General features: G+C 58.4%; 13 protein-coding genes. 7 read left to right on the forward strand and 6 right to left on the reverse strand.

Annotation, left to right across the window (positions count from 1 at the left end; translation table 11 throughout):
- Positions 1 to 2: 2 nt before the first annotated feature.
- A complete protein-coding gene (locus ABIE13_RS02715) occupies positions 3 to 350 on the reverse strand; it encodes a RidA family protein (protein WP_028602072.1) in 348 nt (115 codons plus the stop codon).
- A gap of 419 nt (positions 351 to 769) precedes the next feature.
- On the opposite strand from ABIE13_RS02715, the gene ABIE13_RS02720 reads away from it, so the two are divergent.
- The 6 genes from ABIE13_RS02720 to fusA all read left to right on the forward strand — a co-directional run bounded on the left by ABIE13_RS02720 (position 770) and on the right by fusA (position 10,527).
- A complete protein-coding gene (locus ABIE13_RS02720; RefSeq protein ID WP_354440917.1) occupies positions 770 to 4,264 on the forward strand; it encodes an indolepyruvate ferredoxin oxidoreductase family protein in 3,495 nt (1,164 codons plus the stop codon).
- Between the two features lie 164 nt (positions 4,265 to 4,428).
- Positions 4,429 to 5,013, forward strand: a complete 585-nt coding sequence (locus ABIE13_RS02725) for a TetR/AcrR family transcriptional regulator (RefSeq protein WP_354440919.1) — start codon at positions 4,429 to 4,431, stop codon at positions 5,011 to 5,013.
- A 126-nt stretch (positions 5,014 to 5,139) separates the two neighbouring features.
- Positions 5,140 to 6,447, forward strand: coding sequence for a sulfite dehydrogenase (gene soxC, locus ABIE13_RS02730; protein WP_354441236.1), 1,308 nt, complete (start codon positions 5,140 to 5,142; stop codon positions 6,445 to 6,447).
- A complete protein-coding gene (locus tag ABIE13_RS02735; protein WP_354440921.1) occupies positions 6,434 to 7,057 on the forward strand; it encodes a c-type cytochrome in 624 nt (207 codons plus the stop codon). Before soxC ends, ABIE13_RS02735 begins: the two co-directional genes overlap by 14 nt.
- A 305-nt stretch (positions 7,058 to 7,362) precedes the next feature.
- On the forward strand, positions 7,363 to 7,863 hold the full coding sequence (locus ABIE13_RS02740; protein WP_354440923.1) for a YcxB family protein: 501 nt from the start codon (positions 7,363 to 7,365) through the stop codon (positions 7,861 to 7,863).
- A gap of 618 nt (positions 7,864 to 8,481) precedes the next feature.
- On the forward strand, positions 8,482 to 10,527 hold the full coding sequence (gene fusA / locus ABIE13_RS02745; RefSeq protein ID WP_354440924.1) for an elongation factor G: 2,046 nt from the start codon (positions 8,482 to 8,484) through the stop codon (positions 10,525 to 10,527).
- A gap of 307 nt (positions 10,528 to 10,834) precedes the next feature.
- On the opposite strand, the gene ABIE13_RS02750 is transcribed toward fusA, so the two are convergent.
- From ABIE13_RS02750 to ABIE13_RS02770, 5 genes are all read right to left on the reverse strand, one after another.
- Complete coding sequence (locus ABIE13_RS02750) at positions 10,835 to 11,608, reverse strand: APH(3')-II family aminoglycoside O-phosphotransferase (RefSeq protein WP_354441238.1); 774 nt, start codon at positions 11,606 to 11,608, stop codon at positions 10,835 to 10,837.
- Positions 11,609 to 11,782: 174 nt separating this feature from the next.
- A complete protein-coding gene (locus tag ABIE13_RS02755) occupies positions 11,783 to 12,787 on the reverse strand; it encodes a threonine ammonia-lyase (RefSeq protein ID WP_354440925.1) in 1,005 nt (334 codons plus the stop codon).
- Between the two features lie 3 nt (positions 12,788 to 12,790).
- On the reverse strand, positions 12,791 to 13,180 hold the full coding sequence (locus ABIE13_RS02760) for a RidA family protein (protein WP_354440927.1): 390 nt from the start codon (positions 13,178 to 13,180) through the stop codon (positions 12,791 to 12,793).
- Between the two features lie 6 nt (positions 13,181 to 13,186).
- Positions 13,187 to 14,170 (reverse strand): Bug family tripartite tricarboxylate transporter substrate binding protein, encoded by a 984-nt coding sequence (locus ABIE13_RS02765; protein ID WP_354440929.1) that lies wholly within the window; start codon positions 14,168 to 14,170, stop codon positions 13,187 to 13,189.
- A gap of 26 nt (positions 14,171 to 14,196) precedes the next feature.
- Positions 14,197 to 14,988 carry a creatininase family protein gene (locus ABIE13_RS02770; RefSeq protein WP_354440930.1) on the reverse strand — a complete coding sequence of 264 codons (792 nt, stop codon included), beginning with the start codon at positions 14,986 to 14,988 and terminating at the stop codon, positions 14,197 to 14,199.
- Positions 14,989 to 15,087: 99 nt separating this feature from the next.
- Between ABIE13_RS02770 and ABIE13_RS02775 the strand changes: the two genes are divergently transcribed.
- Complete coding sequence (locus tag ABIE13_RS02775; RefSeq protein WP_354440932.1) at positions 15,088 to 16,032, forward strand: LysR family transcriptional regulator; 945 nt, start codon at positions 15,088 to 15,090, stop codon at positions 16,030 to 16,032.
- Positions 16,033 to 16,061: the final 29 nt, after the last annotated feature.

The raw sequence follows: 16,061 nt of genomic DNA on the forward strand, positions 1-16,061 counted from the left end.
GCTCAGACGGCGGCGATCACACCGATTTCGACCGTGTACTGCGGGAACGCGAGCTTGGACTCCACGCAGGCACGTGCAGGTGTGTTGCCGGCCGGAACCCAGGCGTCCCACACACTGTTCATCTCATTGAACGTCGAAGCTTCGGCAATCCAGATGTTGGCACTGAGCACGCGCTCCTTGCTGCTGCCAGCCTCAGCCAGGATGCGATCTATCTTGTCGAGGATTTGACGGGTCTGACCAGCCACATCGGCGGTCGTGTCGTCGGCCACCTGGCCTGAGAGAAATACAAAGCCGTTGCAGACGACGGCGGCGCTCATGCGGGCGTTGGGTTGAATGCGCTGAATGTTCATGTGATTGCTCCTTGAGAGGTTAAAAAAAAATGAGTATGTCGATCTGTGTGTCGACACTTGTTGAGACAATGTTTATATGGGCCAATCGCAAATGTGTGGAATAGTGTTTTCCCTAGTTTGACAACTGCAATAACCATGCCACTAGCTATAAGTGGCTATATATGTGTCGACACATTGATTATTTGCACTTTTTTCGAGCACCACAATAGAGTTAGCGTGATCATCAAGGTGCACGACGCACTCGGCTTGTGCAGGCGGCGGGTAAAAGAATAGACATGTCATGCGAGTCATATCCAGACTTTCCCTAAACGGTTGACAAGCCTGTTATGGGCATGATTTACTTGTGAGTAAACGCCTGTCGACACTTGGTGGTTCAGTCAAATTGCCACGCTGTCCTGGTTCAGCCAAGAAGGAAACCCATGAGTCTCAAAACCGTCAGCCTGGACGACAAATACACCCTGGAAAAAGGCCGGATCTTCATCACCGGCACCCAAGCGCTTGTGCGCCTGCCCATGACGCAGCATCTGCGCGACCGGCAAGACGGCAAGACCACTGCCGGCTATATCTCCGGTTACCGAGGGTCGCCGCTGGGTACTTTTGACGACCAACTCGGCAAGGCGAAAAAGCACCTGTCCGCGCACAACGTGCTGTTTGTGCCGGGCGTCAACGAAGACCTGGCGGCCACTGCCGTATGGGGCACGCAACAGGCAGAAGCGACTGGCGAGGGTCAGTACGACGGCGTCTTTGCCATGTGGTACGGCAAGGGCCCGGGCGTGGACCGTACCGGTGACGCTTTCCGCCATGGCAACCTGGCAGGTTCGTCGAAGAATGGTGGCGTGTTGGTGCTCATGGGCGACGATCACACTTGTGAGTCATCGACCACTTGCCACCAAAGCGAGTTCGCCATGGTCGACGCCATGATCCCGGTGCTCAGCCCCTCGGGCGTGCAGGAAATCCTGGACTACGGCGTCATCGGCTGGGCGCTCTCGCGCTACAGCGGCTGCTGGGTGGGCATAAAGTGCGTGAAAGATACTGTGGAGGCGACAGCATCGATCGATGTCGACCTGAATCGCGTACAGATACGGCTGCCCGAAGGCGTGGAGATACCGCCCGATGGACTGAATCTGCGCCAGCCGGACACTCCCCATAGTCAGGAAGCACGCCTGCATCGCCACAAATTGGTGGCGGTGTCCGCGTTTGCCCGCGCCAACGCCATCGACCGCGTGGTGCTGGATTCCACCACACCCAAGCTGGGCATCGCCAGCCACGGCAAGAGCTACCTCGACGTCCTGCAGGCGCTGGACGAGCTGAATCTCTCTGAGGAGGTTGCCGCAGAACTCGGATTGCGCGTCTACAAGGTCGGCATGACTTGGCCGCTCGAACCTGAAGGCGCCAAAGAGTTTGCATCCGGCTTGAAGAAGATCCTGGTGGTGGAGGAAAAGCGCAGCCTGCTCGAATTCCAGTTCAAGGAGCAACTCTACGGCATGCCCGATGCACCCGCTATTGTGGGCAAGAAGGACGAGCGTGGCGCAACGCTGCTTCAGTCCGAGATGGCGCTGGATTCCAACCAGATCGCCATTGCCATCGGCGAGCGGCTGCTTGAGATGAACGAAGGGAATCTTGATGAACTGCGCCAGCGCGTGCAAGAGCTTCGTGGCTACCGTGCGCCCAAGGGCGTAATCGACATCCTCTCGCGCAGCTTCTACTTTTGCAGTGGCTGCCCGCACAGCTCATCCACCGTGCTTCCAGAAGGCAGCAAGGGCTACGCTGGCATTGGGTGCAGTTGGATGGCACAGGCCATGGACCGTTCCACCCAGGGCTACACGCAGATGGGCGCGGAGGGCATGTCGTGGGTAGGCGAGGCGCCGTTTTCCAAACGCGGTCACATGTTCCAGAACATGGGCGATGGCACGTACTTCCATTCCGGGCTGCTGGCTGTTCGGGCCGCTGTGGCCGCCAAAACCAACATCACGTTCAAGATTCTCTTCAACGACGCGGTGGCCATGACCGGCGGGCAGAAGCACGATGGCCCGCTCGACGTTCCAACGATTGCGCACCAGGTGCAATCGGAAGGCGTGAAGCGCATCGTTGTAGTGACCGACGAACCCGGCAAGTACCCAGCGGGGATCCAGTGGCCCACCGGCCTTACCGTACACCACCGCGACGACATCGACGAAGTTCAGAAGCAACTGCGTGAGATCGAAGGAACCACCGTTCTCATCTACGACCAGACCTGCGCCGCGGAAAAGCGGCGCCGCCGCAAGCGCGGCGAGTTTCCCGACCCAGCCAAGCGCCTGGTCATCAACGATTTGGTATGCGAGGGGTGCGGGGACTGCGGCGTGAAGTCCAATTGCGTGTCGGTCCAGCCTCTCGAAACTGAGCTGGGCCGCAAACGCAGGATTGATCAGTCCTCATGCAACAAGGACTATTCGTGCGCCAAGGGTTTTTGCCCCAGCTTTGTGACCGTGTTGGGGGGCAAGCTCCGCAAGCCGGATCGAGTGAGCAACAACGCGGTGTTCCCGCCGCTGCCCGAGCCTGTCCTTCCGTCGTTGGACAAGGGCGTCTACAGCATCCTGGTGACCGGCATGGGTGGCACCGGCGTGGTGACCATTGGCGCCATCCTCGGCATGGCCGCGCACCTGCAAGGTCTGGGTTGCGGCATCCTGGACATGGCGGGCTTGGCGCAGAAAGGCGGGTCGGTCTGGAGCCATCTGCGCTTTGGCAGGTCCCCCGAAGCTATCAAGACCATCCGTATCGCAGCCGGCGGCGCCGACCTGGTGTTGGGATGCGATGTGATCGTGGCGGGCAACTCGAAGACGCTTGCGCTGACGCGCAAGGGCAACACCCGCATGATAGTGAACACCGAAGAGACCATGCCAGGTCACTTCGCACGCGACGCCGACATGCAGTTCCCCAGCAGCGGCTTGCGCAAGAACATCACCGATGCTGTGGGCACGGATGGTGCGGTCTTTGTCGCGGCGAGCCGTATTGCCGTAGCCCTGATGGGCGACAGCATCGCCGCCAACATGTTCATGATGGGTTTTGCCTTCCAGCATGGGCTCATTCCCATTTCGGCCGAGGCGATCGACCACGCCATCGAACTCAATGGTGCCGCACAGCAAATGAACCGTGACGCATTCATGTGGGGGCGCCGTACCGCCGTAGACCCCCGAGCGGTGGAGAACCTGATCGCCTCGCGCCAGGCCGTCGGCAACGCGGGTATTTCTCCCGTACCAGTTCAGGACCTGGAGCAAGCCATCGCGTTGCGGCGCAAATTCCTGGTCGAATACCAGAACGAGGCGTATGCGCAACGCTACATGGCCGTGGTAGACAAGGTCCGATCCGCAGAAAGGGCTGCTTTTCCGGGGCGGACCGAGCTGACGCGCGCCGTGGCGACCTACCAGTTCAAGCTCATGGCCATGAAAGACGAGTATGAGGTGGCCCGTTTGCACGTACAAAGCGGCTTCCTGCAGAACATCGATCGCCAGTTCGAGGGCGACTACAAGTTGGTCTTCAATCTGGCGCCACCCTTGCTTGCGCGCCGCAACCCGACCACCGGCGAGCCGAAGAAGATGGAGTTCGGCGCCTGGATCGTTCCGGTGTTCAAGGTTCTGGCCCGTTTGCGCGGCTTGCGTGGCACCGCGTTCGACCTGTTCGGCTACACGCAGGAGAGGCGTACCGAACGCGCTCTCATCGGTGAATACGAGGCGAATATTGACAAGGCCATCGATACCCTACAGGTCACGCGCGACAGTGGGCATCATCAGGTGGCCATCGAACTGGCCAGTCTGCCAGAGCAAATCCGGGGTTACGGGCAAGTACGGGAGCGGGGCATTGAGGCAGCGAAAAAACGAGAGGCCGATTTGCTCGCAGCCCTGCAGCGCAAGGTGATTCCCTTGAAAAAAGCTGCGTAAGCGAAGGCCGAAGAACCAGCAGGCAGCCCGACCTTCGTGTCGGGGCACCTGCGTTCACGTCGGCTAGCTTCTAAAGCCCCTGCGGTAGCGACGCCTGCCAGTTGTCCGCGCTTATTGCTGCCGCAACATATCATGATGGCTCGTCTTGCAACACAATAGCTCCCGTGGCCATCATCGATTACCCCGCTTTACCTCAGAGAGAACGGATCTTGAAGATTGCGGCTCAGCTGTTCGCTCGCCATGGTTACCACGCCGTGGGAATGAGCGATTTGCAGAAAGCAGTGGGGTTGGGGCGTGGCGCTCTGTACCACCACATCCGCAGCAAGGAGGATTTGCTGTACGAGATCCTGCGGGAGTACATCCAGGAACTCGGAGTGACGGCTGAAAGCATTCGGGACGCAGAGGCTGACCCGACTCGACGGGTGGCCCTCTTGGGCGAGCACCTGGTGCGAAAGATTGCCTCGAATCAGGCCGAGCTCACCGTCTGCTTCAAGGAGCTGCATTCACTGAGCGCTGATCGCCACAGCGAGGTCCTTGGTTATCACGCTCGCTACGAGCGCATCTGGCGTGAGTGCATGGAGGAGGGGGCCAGGAAAGGCCAATTTCGCCCCTACAGCTACATTGTTTTCAAGGGCATCTTGGGCATGTACTTCTACAGCTACCTGTGGATGCAGCCAAATCTCCCGCAGGCGGCCGATGACATCGCCGAGCACTTTGTTGAACTGACACTGCGAATGCTCGCTCCCTAGTCAGAGAGAAACTGCCATTGGGGTTAACGCTAGGAGCGTTTCAGCACTCGTTGGTTAGGATGGTCTGTACCGATCGGTCGGTACAGACCAATAACAACACCAACCACACCCCAAGGAGACGCAGTGATGGATGAAAAAGATGCACAAGTCCTAATGCGAACGGCATCGGCGGAGTTGACCTCTCGCCAATCGATTACCCATCCTCAACAGCCCGCCCGCCGCGCCGTGATGGCAAGAACGGCTGCCGTCGCGGCGGGCATGGTGGCAGGCGGTGCTAAAGCGGCGTCCCTTGCCGTTCCGGAATCCAACCTGCGACCCGGAACGCCCATTCCAGAGAACGAATACGGATTGCCGTCGAAGTTCGAGGCCAAGGTCAAACGCCACCGAACCAACGTGTTTGTGAATAAGCAGAATTTTTCTGACTGGAGTTTTACCCCTCTGGCACAGCAGCATGGCATCGTGACGCCCAATGGTCTGATTTACGAACGCCACCACAACGGCGTGCCGGAGATCGATCCCGAGCAGCACCGCTTTGCCATTCACGGCATGGTGCGCCAGCCCTTGGTCTTTACGATGAGCGACCTGATGCGCTACCCCTCCGTGTCGCGTTTCTATTTCATGGAATGCTCAGGCAACGGTCTGGCTGATTGGCTCAAGCCGGCGTCCAAGACCGTGCAACAAACACATGGGATGCTGTCGTGCACACAGTGGACCGGCGTTCCCTTGTCGGCTCTGCTGGACGAAGCTGGCGTGCTGCCGACTGCCACCTGGGGCCTGGCAGAAGGGGCAGATGGCTCTGCGCATTCACGCAGCATTCCGATGAAGAAGCTGCTCGATGACGCTTTGCTGGTCTACGCTGCTGGCGGTGAAATGCTGCGCGCGGAAAATGGGTACCCGCTTCGGCTGTTTGTGCCGGGATGGGAAGGCAACGTGAGCATCAAATGGCTACGGCGTCTGAAGCTGGGGGACCAGCCCTGGAACTTGCGGAGTGAAACCGCGCGATACACAGACCCTATGCCGAACGGTAAGTGGCGCCAATTCAGTTTTGAAATGGAAGCCAAGTCAGTTATTACAGCCCCATCGGGCGACATGCGGGTCAAACCAGGGCCGATGGAAATCGTTGGTTTCGCGTGGTCGGGTGTGGGCAAGATCAAGGCTGTGGATGTCACGCTCGATGGTGGCAAGACTTGGCGCCAGGCCACCCTGGAAGAACCGGTGATGGACAAATGCCTGACCCGTTTTCGCCTTCGCTGGAACTGGGACGGAACGCCAACCAAGATCGCCAGCCGAGCCGTCGACTCGACGGGGTATGTGCAGCCAACGGTAGAGCAGATTCAGAAAGTCCGTGCCATCACCGGTTTCGTCCAGCACCACAACGCGATCTTTCCGTGGTCCATCAACGCAGCAGGGGAGGTTGCCAATGCCATTGCCTAAATTGCACAATCTTCTCGCTCTGCTCGCAGTGTGCAGCGCGCTCTCCTCCGGTGGCGTGTTGGCAGCGCAGCCCGCAAAAGCCAATCAGCAATCGGTGACCGGCGTGAAGCCAGCCTATGGTCAGCACATCACCGAGGCAGACTTGGCCCATTGGAACATCGACATCCGGACGAAGGATGGTGCAGGGCTCCCACCGGGCAGCGGCACGATCGAACAAGGCAAGAACGTCTACGAGTCGAAGTGCGCGTCTTGCCATGGCGAAAAGGCTGCGGGCGGAGCGATGTTCGGAACCATGGTGGGCGGCATCGGGTCATTCACTACCAATACACGCGTATTGACGCCGGGCAGCATGTACCCTTATGCGCCGGCACTGTTTGACTACGTTCGTCGAGCCATGCCGCTGTTGCAACCACAGTCCCTTAGCAATGAAGAAGTCTACGGTGTTACCGGATACATCCTGCATCTCAACGGCCTGCTACCAGCAGACGCGGTGGTGGATGCGAAGCTATTGTCCGAACTCAAGATGCCCAACCGGAATGGCTTCATCATTGATGACCGCCCCGACGTCAAGGCTACTCGTTGCATGAAGAACTGCGCCGCTCTTCGCTGACACTAGAACGACGCTGGCCTACGAGTGCAAACTTAGGACGGACGAGGAGCTGTAGCAGCCTCCGTCCGGGCCAGCTCACCATGGGTAATGCCTGCCTCTGCTACCCCTGCCTTAGCCAGCCCATCCTCACACTCGGCTCAACCTTTATCCGCACTGGTCGGAGAAGCAAGACGGTTTGTATCAATTGCACGGCTGGGTCCTGACGTCCACGAGATTTAGAATCCGGGCAAAAGGTGGAGGCGATGACTTAGGCTTGGCGCCTTAGTCAATCCGAGCTAGCAGCTCTATCCGAAATGACTTTATAGATGTCTGAACCAATGCAAGCGCGCTTTCGGTTGTCCGAACGCGATTATGTGAAGGCGGGCGCACTCTATGCGCGCCCTACGCGTCGAGTGTGGATTTTCCTGGTGCTGATGCTGGCCTTGGTTCTGGTGTGTTTACTTCTGGGTTCATCACGGCTACGGTTTGCCGCTTTGGGTGGAATGTTGGGTGGATTGCTCGTTGGTCTGGCCATCCACTTCGTCATCAGTCCATGGCTGCTGAAACGGCATTACCGACGCTACAAGGCCATTCAGGAAGAGCAGGTTGTCAGTTTGCATGATGACTACGTACGCTATTCATCACCTGACGGCGAAAGCCGCCTTGCGTGGAACAAAGTCCTGAAGTGGCGTCATAACGCCGACTATGTGCTGGTATACCCGATGCCGCGCCTTTATTACGTCGTGCCGACCGCTGTCGCCGCGCAAGGGTTCGACGTGGATCGACTGAAAGCGGTGCTTAACCAGAAGGTAGGGGCGGCGAAATAGGTGATGCCGATGCCGGGCGGCTTGAACTTAAACGGATAGCAGAGTCAGATAAACACCATTTCCGCTTCAAATGAACTGCCCCGAAGCCGCTGACCACTGTCAGGATCGCAAGCCTGAAGCCCGATGAGATCCCTACTGCCACATGTTCTGAAAGCAGCTCGACCAGGCACCTGGCCGGTTCTTCGCCAATGCCTGAAGCGGCTAGGGCAGACATGTTTCTTGCAAACTTTCTGCGCGAGGGGGATAATTCACCCCTATGAAAATTCTCACCAACGTGATCAAGGCATTGTTCGCCACCTAGTTGCGCCCCTCGATCGCGTGTCGGAGGGCTGTGCGCCTTCCGGTCCCAAGAACCCCGGAAGGTCCTCCCTCCGGGGTTTTTTGTTTTCAGACCTACTTATTGCCTCATCAACCTATGCGTACCTACGACAAGCTGATCGCCACTATTTTCGACCGCCGGAGCTTGAGTTCCGTGCGCCCGGGCTCCGGCGACAGCACAACACCCATTCAACGCTAGCCTGAAGGCGAATCCATCTCGCCGGGCTGGCAGACAAGCCAACCAGGCGGCAGCTGCTCGCACAGTCGAATACAGCTGCACGAAAGATTGAAAGATTCGCCATGAGAAATTCACGCAACAACAACGCCCGTCTGCGCAACCTCGGTGTCATCGCCCACGTCGACGCGGGCAAGACCACCACCACCGAACGCATCCTGTTTTACACCGGCGAAAGCCATCGAATCGGCGAAGTGCATGACGGCACGGCGCACATGGACTTCGACCCGCAGGAGCAAAAGCGCGGCATCACCATCAACAGCGCGGCCGTCACCGTGCACTGGAAGGGCACGCAGCTCAACCTGATCGACACGCCCGGCCACATCGACTTCAACATCGAGGTAAATCGCTCGCTGCGCGTGCTCGACGGGGCCGTCGTCGTGTTCGACGGCGTGGCCGGCGTTGAGCCGCAGACCGAGACCAACTGGCGCCTAGCCGACAAGTACCGCGTGCCGCGCATCGCCTTCATCAATAAGCTTGACCGTGTGGGGGCCGACTTCCACCGCGTGGTGGCCATGATGGAAGAGCGCCTGGGCGTGCGCGTGGTGCCGCTGCAGATCCCCATTGGCACGGAAGGCGACTTTCGCGGCGTGGTGGACCTTTTGAGCCTGCGCGCCCGCATCTGGGACAAGGACGACGCCAGTGTTCCGTACCGCGAAGCCGAGGTGCCCGCCGACCTGGCCGAGTCCGCCGCGCGCGCCCGCGCCCGCCTGGTCGAAGCTGTTGTGGAGCAGGACGACACTGCCTTGCAGGCGTATGTGAACGGCGATGACATCGCCGTGGACGTGTTGCGCGCCGGCATCCGCAAGGGGGTGCTGGCAGGCGCTTTCGTGCCCGCATTGGCTGGCTCGGCCTTCAAGAACCGCGGCGTGGAGCCCTTGCTCGACGCCGTGGTGGACTACCTGCCCTCGCCAGATGACATCTTGCGCGAAGGCCACAGCGACGGTAAACCCGCGTCGGCTGAAAACCCGTTTTCGGCCCTGGCGTTCAAGGTCGTCACTGACGACCATGGCGCGAAGGTGTTCGTGCGCGTCTATAGCGGCCGGCTGGGCCGGGGTGACGTGGTGCTCAACACCAGCACGGGCAAGACCGAGCGCGTATCGCGCCTGTACGAAGTGCATGCCGACAAGCACATCGAGCGCGACGAGTTGGTGGCGGGTGACATCGCCGCCGTCGTTGGCCTCAAGGACACACTAACGGGGCACACCTTGAGCGACCCGGCCCACCCCGTGGTGCTGGAGCAGATCAGCGTACCCGAGCCGGTGATCCACGTTGCCATCGAGCCCAAGGCGAGTGCGGACCAGCAAGGCCTGTCCAAGGCCCTGCAGGCTCTGCTGCGCGAGGACCCGAGCCTCAAGCTACAGCACGACGCCGAGTCTGGCCAGACCATCCTGTCCGGCATGGGGGAGCTGCAGCTCGAAGTCTCGATCGAGAAGCTGCGCGCGCGCCACGGCGTCAACGTGTCGGTGGGTCGCCCCCAGGTGGCCTACCGCGAAACTATCTCACGCAATGCGGAGGTACACCATGTGCACAAGAAACAATCGGGTGGCCCCGGCCAGTTCGCGGAGGTGACGCTGCAGCTCGAACCCCTGCCCAGGGGCGAAGGCATCCGCTTTGACAGCCGCATCGTCGGTGGCGCCGTGCCGCGCGAATTCATTCCCGCCGTGGAGGCTGGCATCCGCCGCGCCGCCCAGGCAGGCGTGATAGCCGGCTTCCCCGCCGTAGACTTCGTGGCCACACTGGTGGACGGTAGCTTCCATGAGCGCGACTCCTCCACGCTGGCATTCGAGCTGGCGGCCATGGCCGCCTTCCGCGAGGCATTTGCCAAGGCCGGGCCGCAGGTGCTGGAACCCGTGATGGTCGTCGAGGTCATCACCCCGGCCGAGTATCTGGGCGACTGCATCGGCGACCTGAACCGCCGCCGCGGCATCGTGCGCGGGCAGGGCCAACGCGGAAATGCCGCCACGATCGAGGCTCAGGTTCCGCTGAAAGAGATGTTTGGCTACATCGGCAACCTGCGTGGGCTGTCTTCGGGGCGCGCACAGTACTCCATGCAGCTAGACCACTATGGGGTGGTGCCGGCGGGAGAAATGGCTGCGTTGGTATCTTGAAGTGAAGTGAGGCCGTCTGGGGCCGGGCTTGATGACCTCTGCCTGGCAGTACCCAGAAGACGGGAGGGGCGCGGACGGATAGTCTGCGCCCTTTTTTGTCTGCTATGGACGCGTGGATGGTTGTGGTGGTTCAGGAGCGAGCTTGCGAACACGTGGAAGAGCACAAGACAGGATTTCGGCGTTAGGAAATAAGAGAGCCTGCTACCGAATAGATAGAGATAGCAGGCTTTTCATGCGCTACGCGATTTGTAAGTGCTGGATCCTGAGTGACTCGAAGACTCGACCTGCGGATTAGAAGTCAGCTGACTCAGAAGAATTCGTCCAACAGGCAATAGAACTCAATTCGCTGCTCGTCCGGCGCGACACCGTACTCGTGGAAAAACGGCGTAACCCATTGCGCACCGAGATTTCTCTCGATGCTGCGGGCTGCAAGCGCGAGGTCTTGAAACCTGTCACTCACGCCGAGCCGGCCGCAGTCAACAAAGCCCGTGAACTGGTCCGCTTCTGAGATGAAGTTGGGTAGACACGCATCTCCATGGGTGACCACAAGATCAGGCGAACAGAGCGGTCTCGAGCCCAATAGCTCATCGAGCACATCACGTGCAGCTCGACCCAGTCGTTTCTCGTCGAAATCCGATTCATCTACAAGCCCAGCGTTTACGCGATTCCTGGCGACTGCTATACGTTGCTCCAGACGATGGTCGAAGGGGCATTCTCCGATGGGCAGTTGGTGGAGGTCGCGCAGCGCCGTCGCAACAATTTTGATAACTTGTGAGGGAAGGAGCGTAGCCGCGCTGGCCAAGTCGGTTCCAGGGATCGCGCTCATGAGCAGCCAAAAGCGATCGTTTTCTGTTGTGATGCCCAGAACGGCAGGTGCGGGTAGGCCGGATTCGTTCAACCAGCGAAGACGGTCAACCTCACCCGGAAGCTCACTCAGTACCCCGATCGGCTCCGATTTCAGAAAGAGATCCTTCCCGCTTCTGCTGCGGGCGCGGAAAACGTCCGCACCTGACTCCCCTATGGTCTGCTGTTCAATGGACGTTCCCTGGAGTTTCTCCAACCACTCTTTTGGAATATGCATGTCGTTATGCCCCCTTGCGCGCCAGTAGATCTCTGGCATGGAGTGCATTACTTTACTGGTACAACGCGGTCGCGTTGCCGGACGGGTCAATTCCAAACCGTCTCTATGCTCGTCGCAATGCTCATGCGACCTGCCTGATGTCCATAGACGGGTAGTGCTCAAGACGCAAAGAGTTCAACGGGCAAGCTTTTCACCGCGCTCAATCAAACGGAAAAAAGTGCTGTGGTCGATATTGGCACCGCAAACAATCGATGCCACTTTTTTACCGTTCAGAGCTCCCTTCAGCGGGCCAAGAATGGCAGCCAACGCTGCTGCGCCAGCAGGTTCCACTGTCAGTTTGGCATCTCTGAAAAGGATGTACATGGCCCGGCAGATCTCATCATCCGTGACTGTGGCGATTTCATCAACGTTCTTGTAGCAAAGCGAAAACGAGAAGGGCAATGTCATGGGAGGCGCGAGACTGTCCGCGATGGTGTTGACTGCGTCCAAAGTTGTGGGGCGCTTCAGTTCAAAACTGCGGGACATTGCGGCAGCGCCCTCGGGTTCCACCCCGTAGACCTTGCAACGTGGATTGACAAGTTTGATGGCTGCGGCAACGCCGCTCGCCAAACCGCCTCCGCCAATCGACACGACTACGGCGTCCAGGTCAGGAAGCTGCTCTGTAAGTTCCAGGCCGAGCGTTGCGGTACCCAATGAGACTGTTCGGCCTTCAAACGGATGAACAAAAAAGCGCCCCTCATTCTTTACCAGCATCTCTGCGGCTGCAAATCCACTCTTACCGTCCGGTGCCATAACTATTTCGGCGCCATAGGCTCTGGCTGCTTCGATGCGAATCGGGTTAGCAGAGGCCTGTACAACTATCTTGGCGGAAGCCCCAGCCGCCTTGGCTGCGTACGCTGCAGCCACAGCATGATTTCCCGCACTCATTGCAGTAATTCCGCGCTGTATCTGTTCGCGATCGAGCTCAAGCACGGTATTGACTGCTCCTCGTGACTTGAAAGTCCCGGTCTTCTGAAACAGTTCGAGCTTTAACCAGACATTAGCCAGCCATGGCTCCCGGTCCACAAGCATGCCCTGAAAACGGACTACCGGCGTTTTGTCCACCCACTTGCTGATCCGGGATGCAGTGGCTCGGATCTGATCAAGAGTGAGGTCGATGGGGGATTCGGGTATTTTCATTCTTCAGCTTTCAGTGGCTTCACGCGACAGGCAGGGGCGCAAAGCAATGGCTTCAATTTCCACCAAGGCACCTTCTATCATGAGGTCGGCTCGTACGGTTGATCTGGCAGGAGCGATAAGGCCTTTGAAGGCTTCGGCGTAAGCAGCGTTGAAATCCACAAAGTCCTCCACCCGGGCAATCCAGACGGTTGTTTTGACGATGTCGGACATGCTCAGCCCAATGTCGCGGAGTGAGTGTTGGATCTGATTCAAGCAATACCTTGTCTGTGCAGCGATATCGCCCTCGACCAGCACCATGTCAAGAATCGGGAGTTGTCCTGAGACGAAGACCAGCCCATTGCGTTCGTTCGTCTTTGAAAAATGGGGAACGCTTTCGGCCAAGCGGGAGCTCATCGCCGTTTACTCGTCGATGGAAAAACCAGAAGCTTTGACGTAAGGTGCCCACCTTTCGTAGTCAGACTTGAGCAACTGCGCAAATTCGCTGGGGCTGGCGCTATACGGCTCGCATGCCAGGCTCCTGAGAGTCTCTTTCGCTTGCGGGGTAGACACTGCCATTTTTACCAGACGCTCCCAACTGGACACCTTGGAAGCATCTGCGAACCTGGGAAGGAACACGCCGAAGTACTCTTGCGCAACAATGCCGGGCGCACCTGATTCCACAAATGTTGGCACTTCGGGAAGCCGGTTTGATCGGGTAGGGCTGGTGACTGCGATCACTCGGACTTTTTTTGATTCCAGGTGAGGAAGAATTTCTCCAATGACTGTAATGCCTGTGCTGACGTGGCCGCCCAGCAAGTCTTGAATCATGGGTGTTCCGCCTTTGTAGGGAGCGTGAACAAGCTTCAACCCCGCGAACTTCGCGAGCATTTCGCCGACGAAATGCATTGGAGTACCCGCACCGCCGCTCGCGTAGGTCGCTTTGCTCGGGTTGGCGCCGTACCAAGCGGCCAGATCCTGGATGTTCCTGATGGACGAAGGCACCACATCATTGCTCACAACCAACGCAAACGCGATCTGGCCGATTGCCGTGACCGGCGTGAAGTCAACAAGAGGGTTGTACCCTAGCTTCTTGTAGACATGTGGGTAGAGCGTCATGAGTGACAAAGGAGTCACCAGAACGGAGCTCCCATCTGGCGGGGCAGCCTTGACCCGGGTGATCGCGATGCGGCCGGCGGCCCCACTGACGTTCTCCACGACAACCAATGGTCCATCGGACGTAGCACTGGCTGCATTCGTAAGTAGCCGGGCAATGACGTCTGTTGACCCGCCTGGCGAGAACCCAACCGATATCTTTGACACGGGCCTGGTCTGAGCGGATGCCGAAGAAGCTTTAAGAAGAGCTAAACCTGCGCTGACAGCTGAGAGAAGGTCGCGGCGTTTCATGAGAAGTCCTTGCGTATGTGTTTTGTCTAAATGGGTATTGCCGGGCGTCTCACCGAAACCGTCTTGCCTCGAATGTCATTGATATGGATCGCCGTATTTCGCACAATAGCCTCGAGCACCAACTTGCCCTTTTCAGCGGTCGCGAGCGTTGCGTCTCCGCCTATACCCTCAGGAGCAGAAGCCCGCCCATACTCTTCAGCTGTGGGGCGAACCGAGAGCACATTCACGTCAAACGGCGGCTCGCATGGCATAGGCATGGTTGCAAAAGGCCCTGACCCTCCGCTATGCCCTTTTACGGCGCGCGTCATGTCTACTAGTTCGGGCTTCCAGTGAAGCATGAAAGAGGTTTCGCTGTCTCCTCCATGTCCGTTCTCGCCCACTGTGCAAATCCTGGACACCTCCTGACGGGCGATCAGGCCGACATCTATCAGAGAGACGTAGGCGCCCGTTGAGAATCGCACCTTCGCGGCTGCAATCTCCATCGGGGGCAGGTTCGAAATTCGGTTCCCGTTGACCAATACGATCTTCTTGAAGCCGTGATAGATCAATGACTCGCAAACATCTACCAGCATCGCCGTCAAGGTCTCCGGGCGCAGTGTCAGGGCGCCGGGGTAGGCCAGGTGATGCGGCGACCAGCCGACGTGCATAGGCGGCGTCACAAGGACGTTCGTTTCTCGTGCCGCGCCTTCCGCTACAGCTATGGCCCAACCAGTGTCGACCATCAGTGGCGTGTGATCGCCATGCTGTTCGGTCGCCCCCACCGGAACCAGAGCGATGTCGCTGTGACTGAGGTAGTCACGGATTGCTTTCCAGTTCATTTGGTGAATCCAGGGGCCGTCGTCTAGTTGCATAACAAAGATCAATCAACGTGTGGGAGAGTTCATTCTTGATTCAGTCTCGCGATCAGTCCAATACCGTTGATCTATGATGTGATAACGATTCGCGATCACCTATCAGGATGCTGCTTCATGGAATTCCGTCAATTGCGATATTTCCTGGCTATTGCTCACCACGGCACTTTCCGAGGGGCATCTGAAGCACTGTTTATCGCGCAACCTGCACTGAGCACGCAGATAAAGAAGCTGGAGGAAGAGCTCAATTGCACGCTCTTCGTGAGATCGCAGCGGGGCGCGAAGCTTACTGACGCTGGGGCACGATTTGCACAGTACGCCAGCGAAATCAATGATCAGATGGAAGCCACCAAAACTGCGATGTCAGCGATGGCAGGCGATACGCGTCGCATCAGGGTGGGGATTCCGCCGCTGGTCTCCAAAACACTTAGCCTTGCGCTTTTAAGCCGCGCGCGTCATGAGTTCCCCAATCTGCAACTTGAGATTCAGGAACTGATGACGGGAGTCCTGAGAGATCGGCTCGCCTCGGGTGCGATTGAGATAGCTTTGCTCAATTCCAGAATGCCTAACGAAGCTTCACAGTCGAAGTGTTTGCGTACTGAGCGGCTGCTTATAGGCGGAGTAGGGGAAATCGGCCAACTCTTGAAAAGCAAAAAACCGTTTACCGTCTCAGATCTCGCAGAAGTCCCTTTGGTCATGTCTACACGACGCAATTGTCATCGGGAGATTGTGGAGCATCTGGCAAAGACCTACGGCTTCAAGCTGTCCATTGCTGCCGAAGTCGACTCCCCCACTCGGATGACGGAGCTTGTAAGTCACGGCACTTGCGCAATGATAGCCCCACGTTCCAATTTCGATCGTCCGACCCGAAAGGGCTATGTGCTTGTGCCCGTAAATGGTGCTGAAGCAGCCTGGGAAACCAACTTGGTCATCGCCAGCGGCCAGCGAAAGAATCGGACAGTCCGCGCGGTAGCAGACTTGATTGAACGAATCGTACTGAGTCAAGCCTAGGTTCATGCCCGTCTGTGCAAGGCTGTGAC

The organism is Ottowia thiooxydans (assembly GCF_040548795.1).
Classification (GTDB): domain Bacteria; phylum Pseudomonadota; class Gammaproteobacteria; order Burkholderiales; family Burkholderiaceae_C; genus Ottowia; species Ottowia thiooxydans_A.

Bases quoted from the DNA above. Each gene is read 5' to 3' on its own strand.
- ABIE13_RS02715 (WP_028602072.1), bottom strand. From the start codon at position 350: ATGAACATTCAGCGCATTCAACCCAACGCCCGCATGAGCGCCGCCGTC.
- fusA (WP_354440924.1), top strand. From the start codon at position 8,482: ATGAGAAATTCACGCAACAACAACGCCCGTCTGCGCAACCTCGGTGTC.
- ABIE13_RS02720 (WP_354440917.1), top strand. From the start codon at position 770: ATGAGTCTCAAAACCGTCAGCCTGGACGACAAATACACCCTGGAAAAA.
- ABIE13_RS02765 (WP_354440929.1), bottom strand. From the start codon at position 14,170: ATGAAACGCCGCGACCTTCTCTCAGCTGTCAGCGCAGGTTTAGCTCTT.
- ABIE13_RS02735 (WP_354440921.1), top strand. From the start codon at position 6,434: ATGCCATTGCCTAAATTGCACAATCTTCTCGCTCTGCTCGCAGTGTGC.
- ABIE13_RS02740 (WP_354440923.1), top strand. From the start codon at position 7,363: ATGTCTGAACCAATGCAAGCGCGCTTTCGGTTGTCCGAACGCGATTAT.
- ABIE13_RS02770 (WP_354440930.1), bottom strand. From the start codon at position 14,988: ATGAACTGGAAAGCAATCCGTGACTACCTCAGTCACAGCGACATCGCT.
- ABIE13_RS02755 (WP_354440925.1), bottom strand. From the start codon at position 12,787: ATGAAAATACCCGAATCCCCCATCGACCTCACTCTTGATCAGATCCGA.
- ABIE13_RS02760 (WP_354440927.1), bottom strand. From the start codon at position 13,180: ATGAGCTCCCGCTTGGCCGAAAGCGTTCCCCATTTTTCAAAGACGAAC.
- ABIE13_RS02750 (WP_354441238.1), bottom strand. From the start codon at position 11,608: ATGCATATTCCAAAAGAGTGGTTGGAGAAACTCCAGGGAACGTCCATT.
- soxC (WP_354441236.1), top strand. From the start codon at position 5,140: ATGGATGAAAAAGATGCACAAGTCCTAATGCGAACGGCATCGGCGGAG.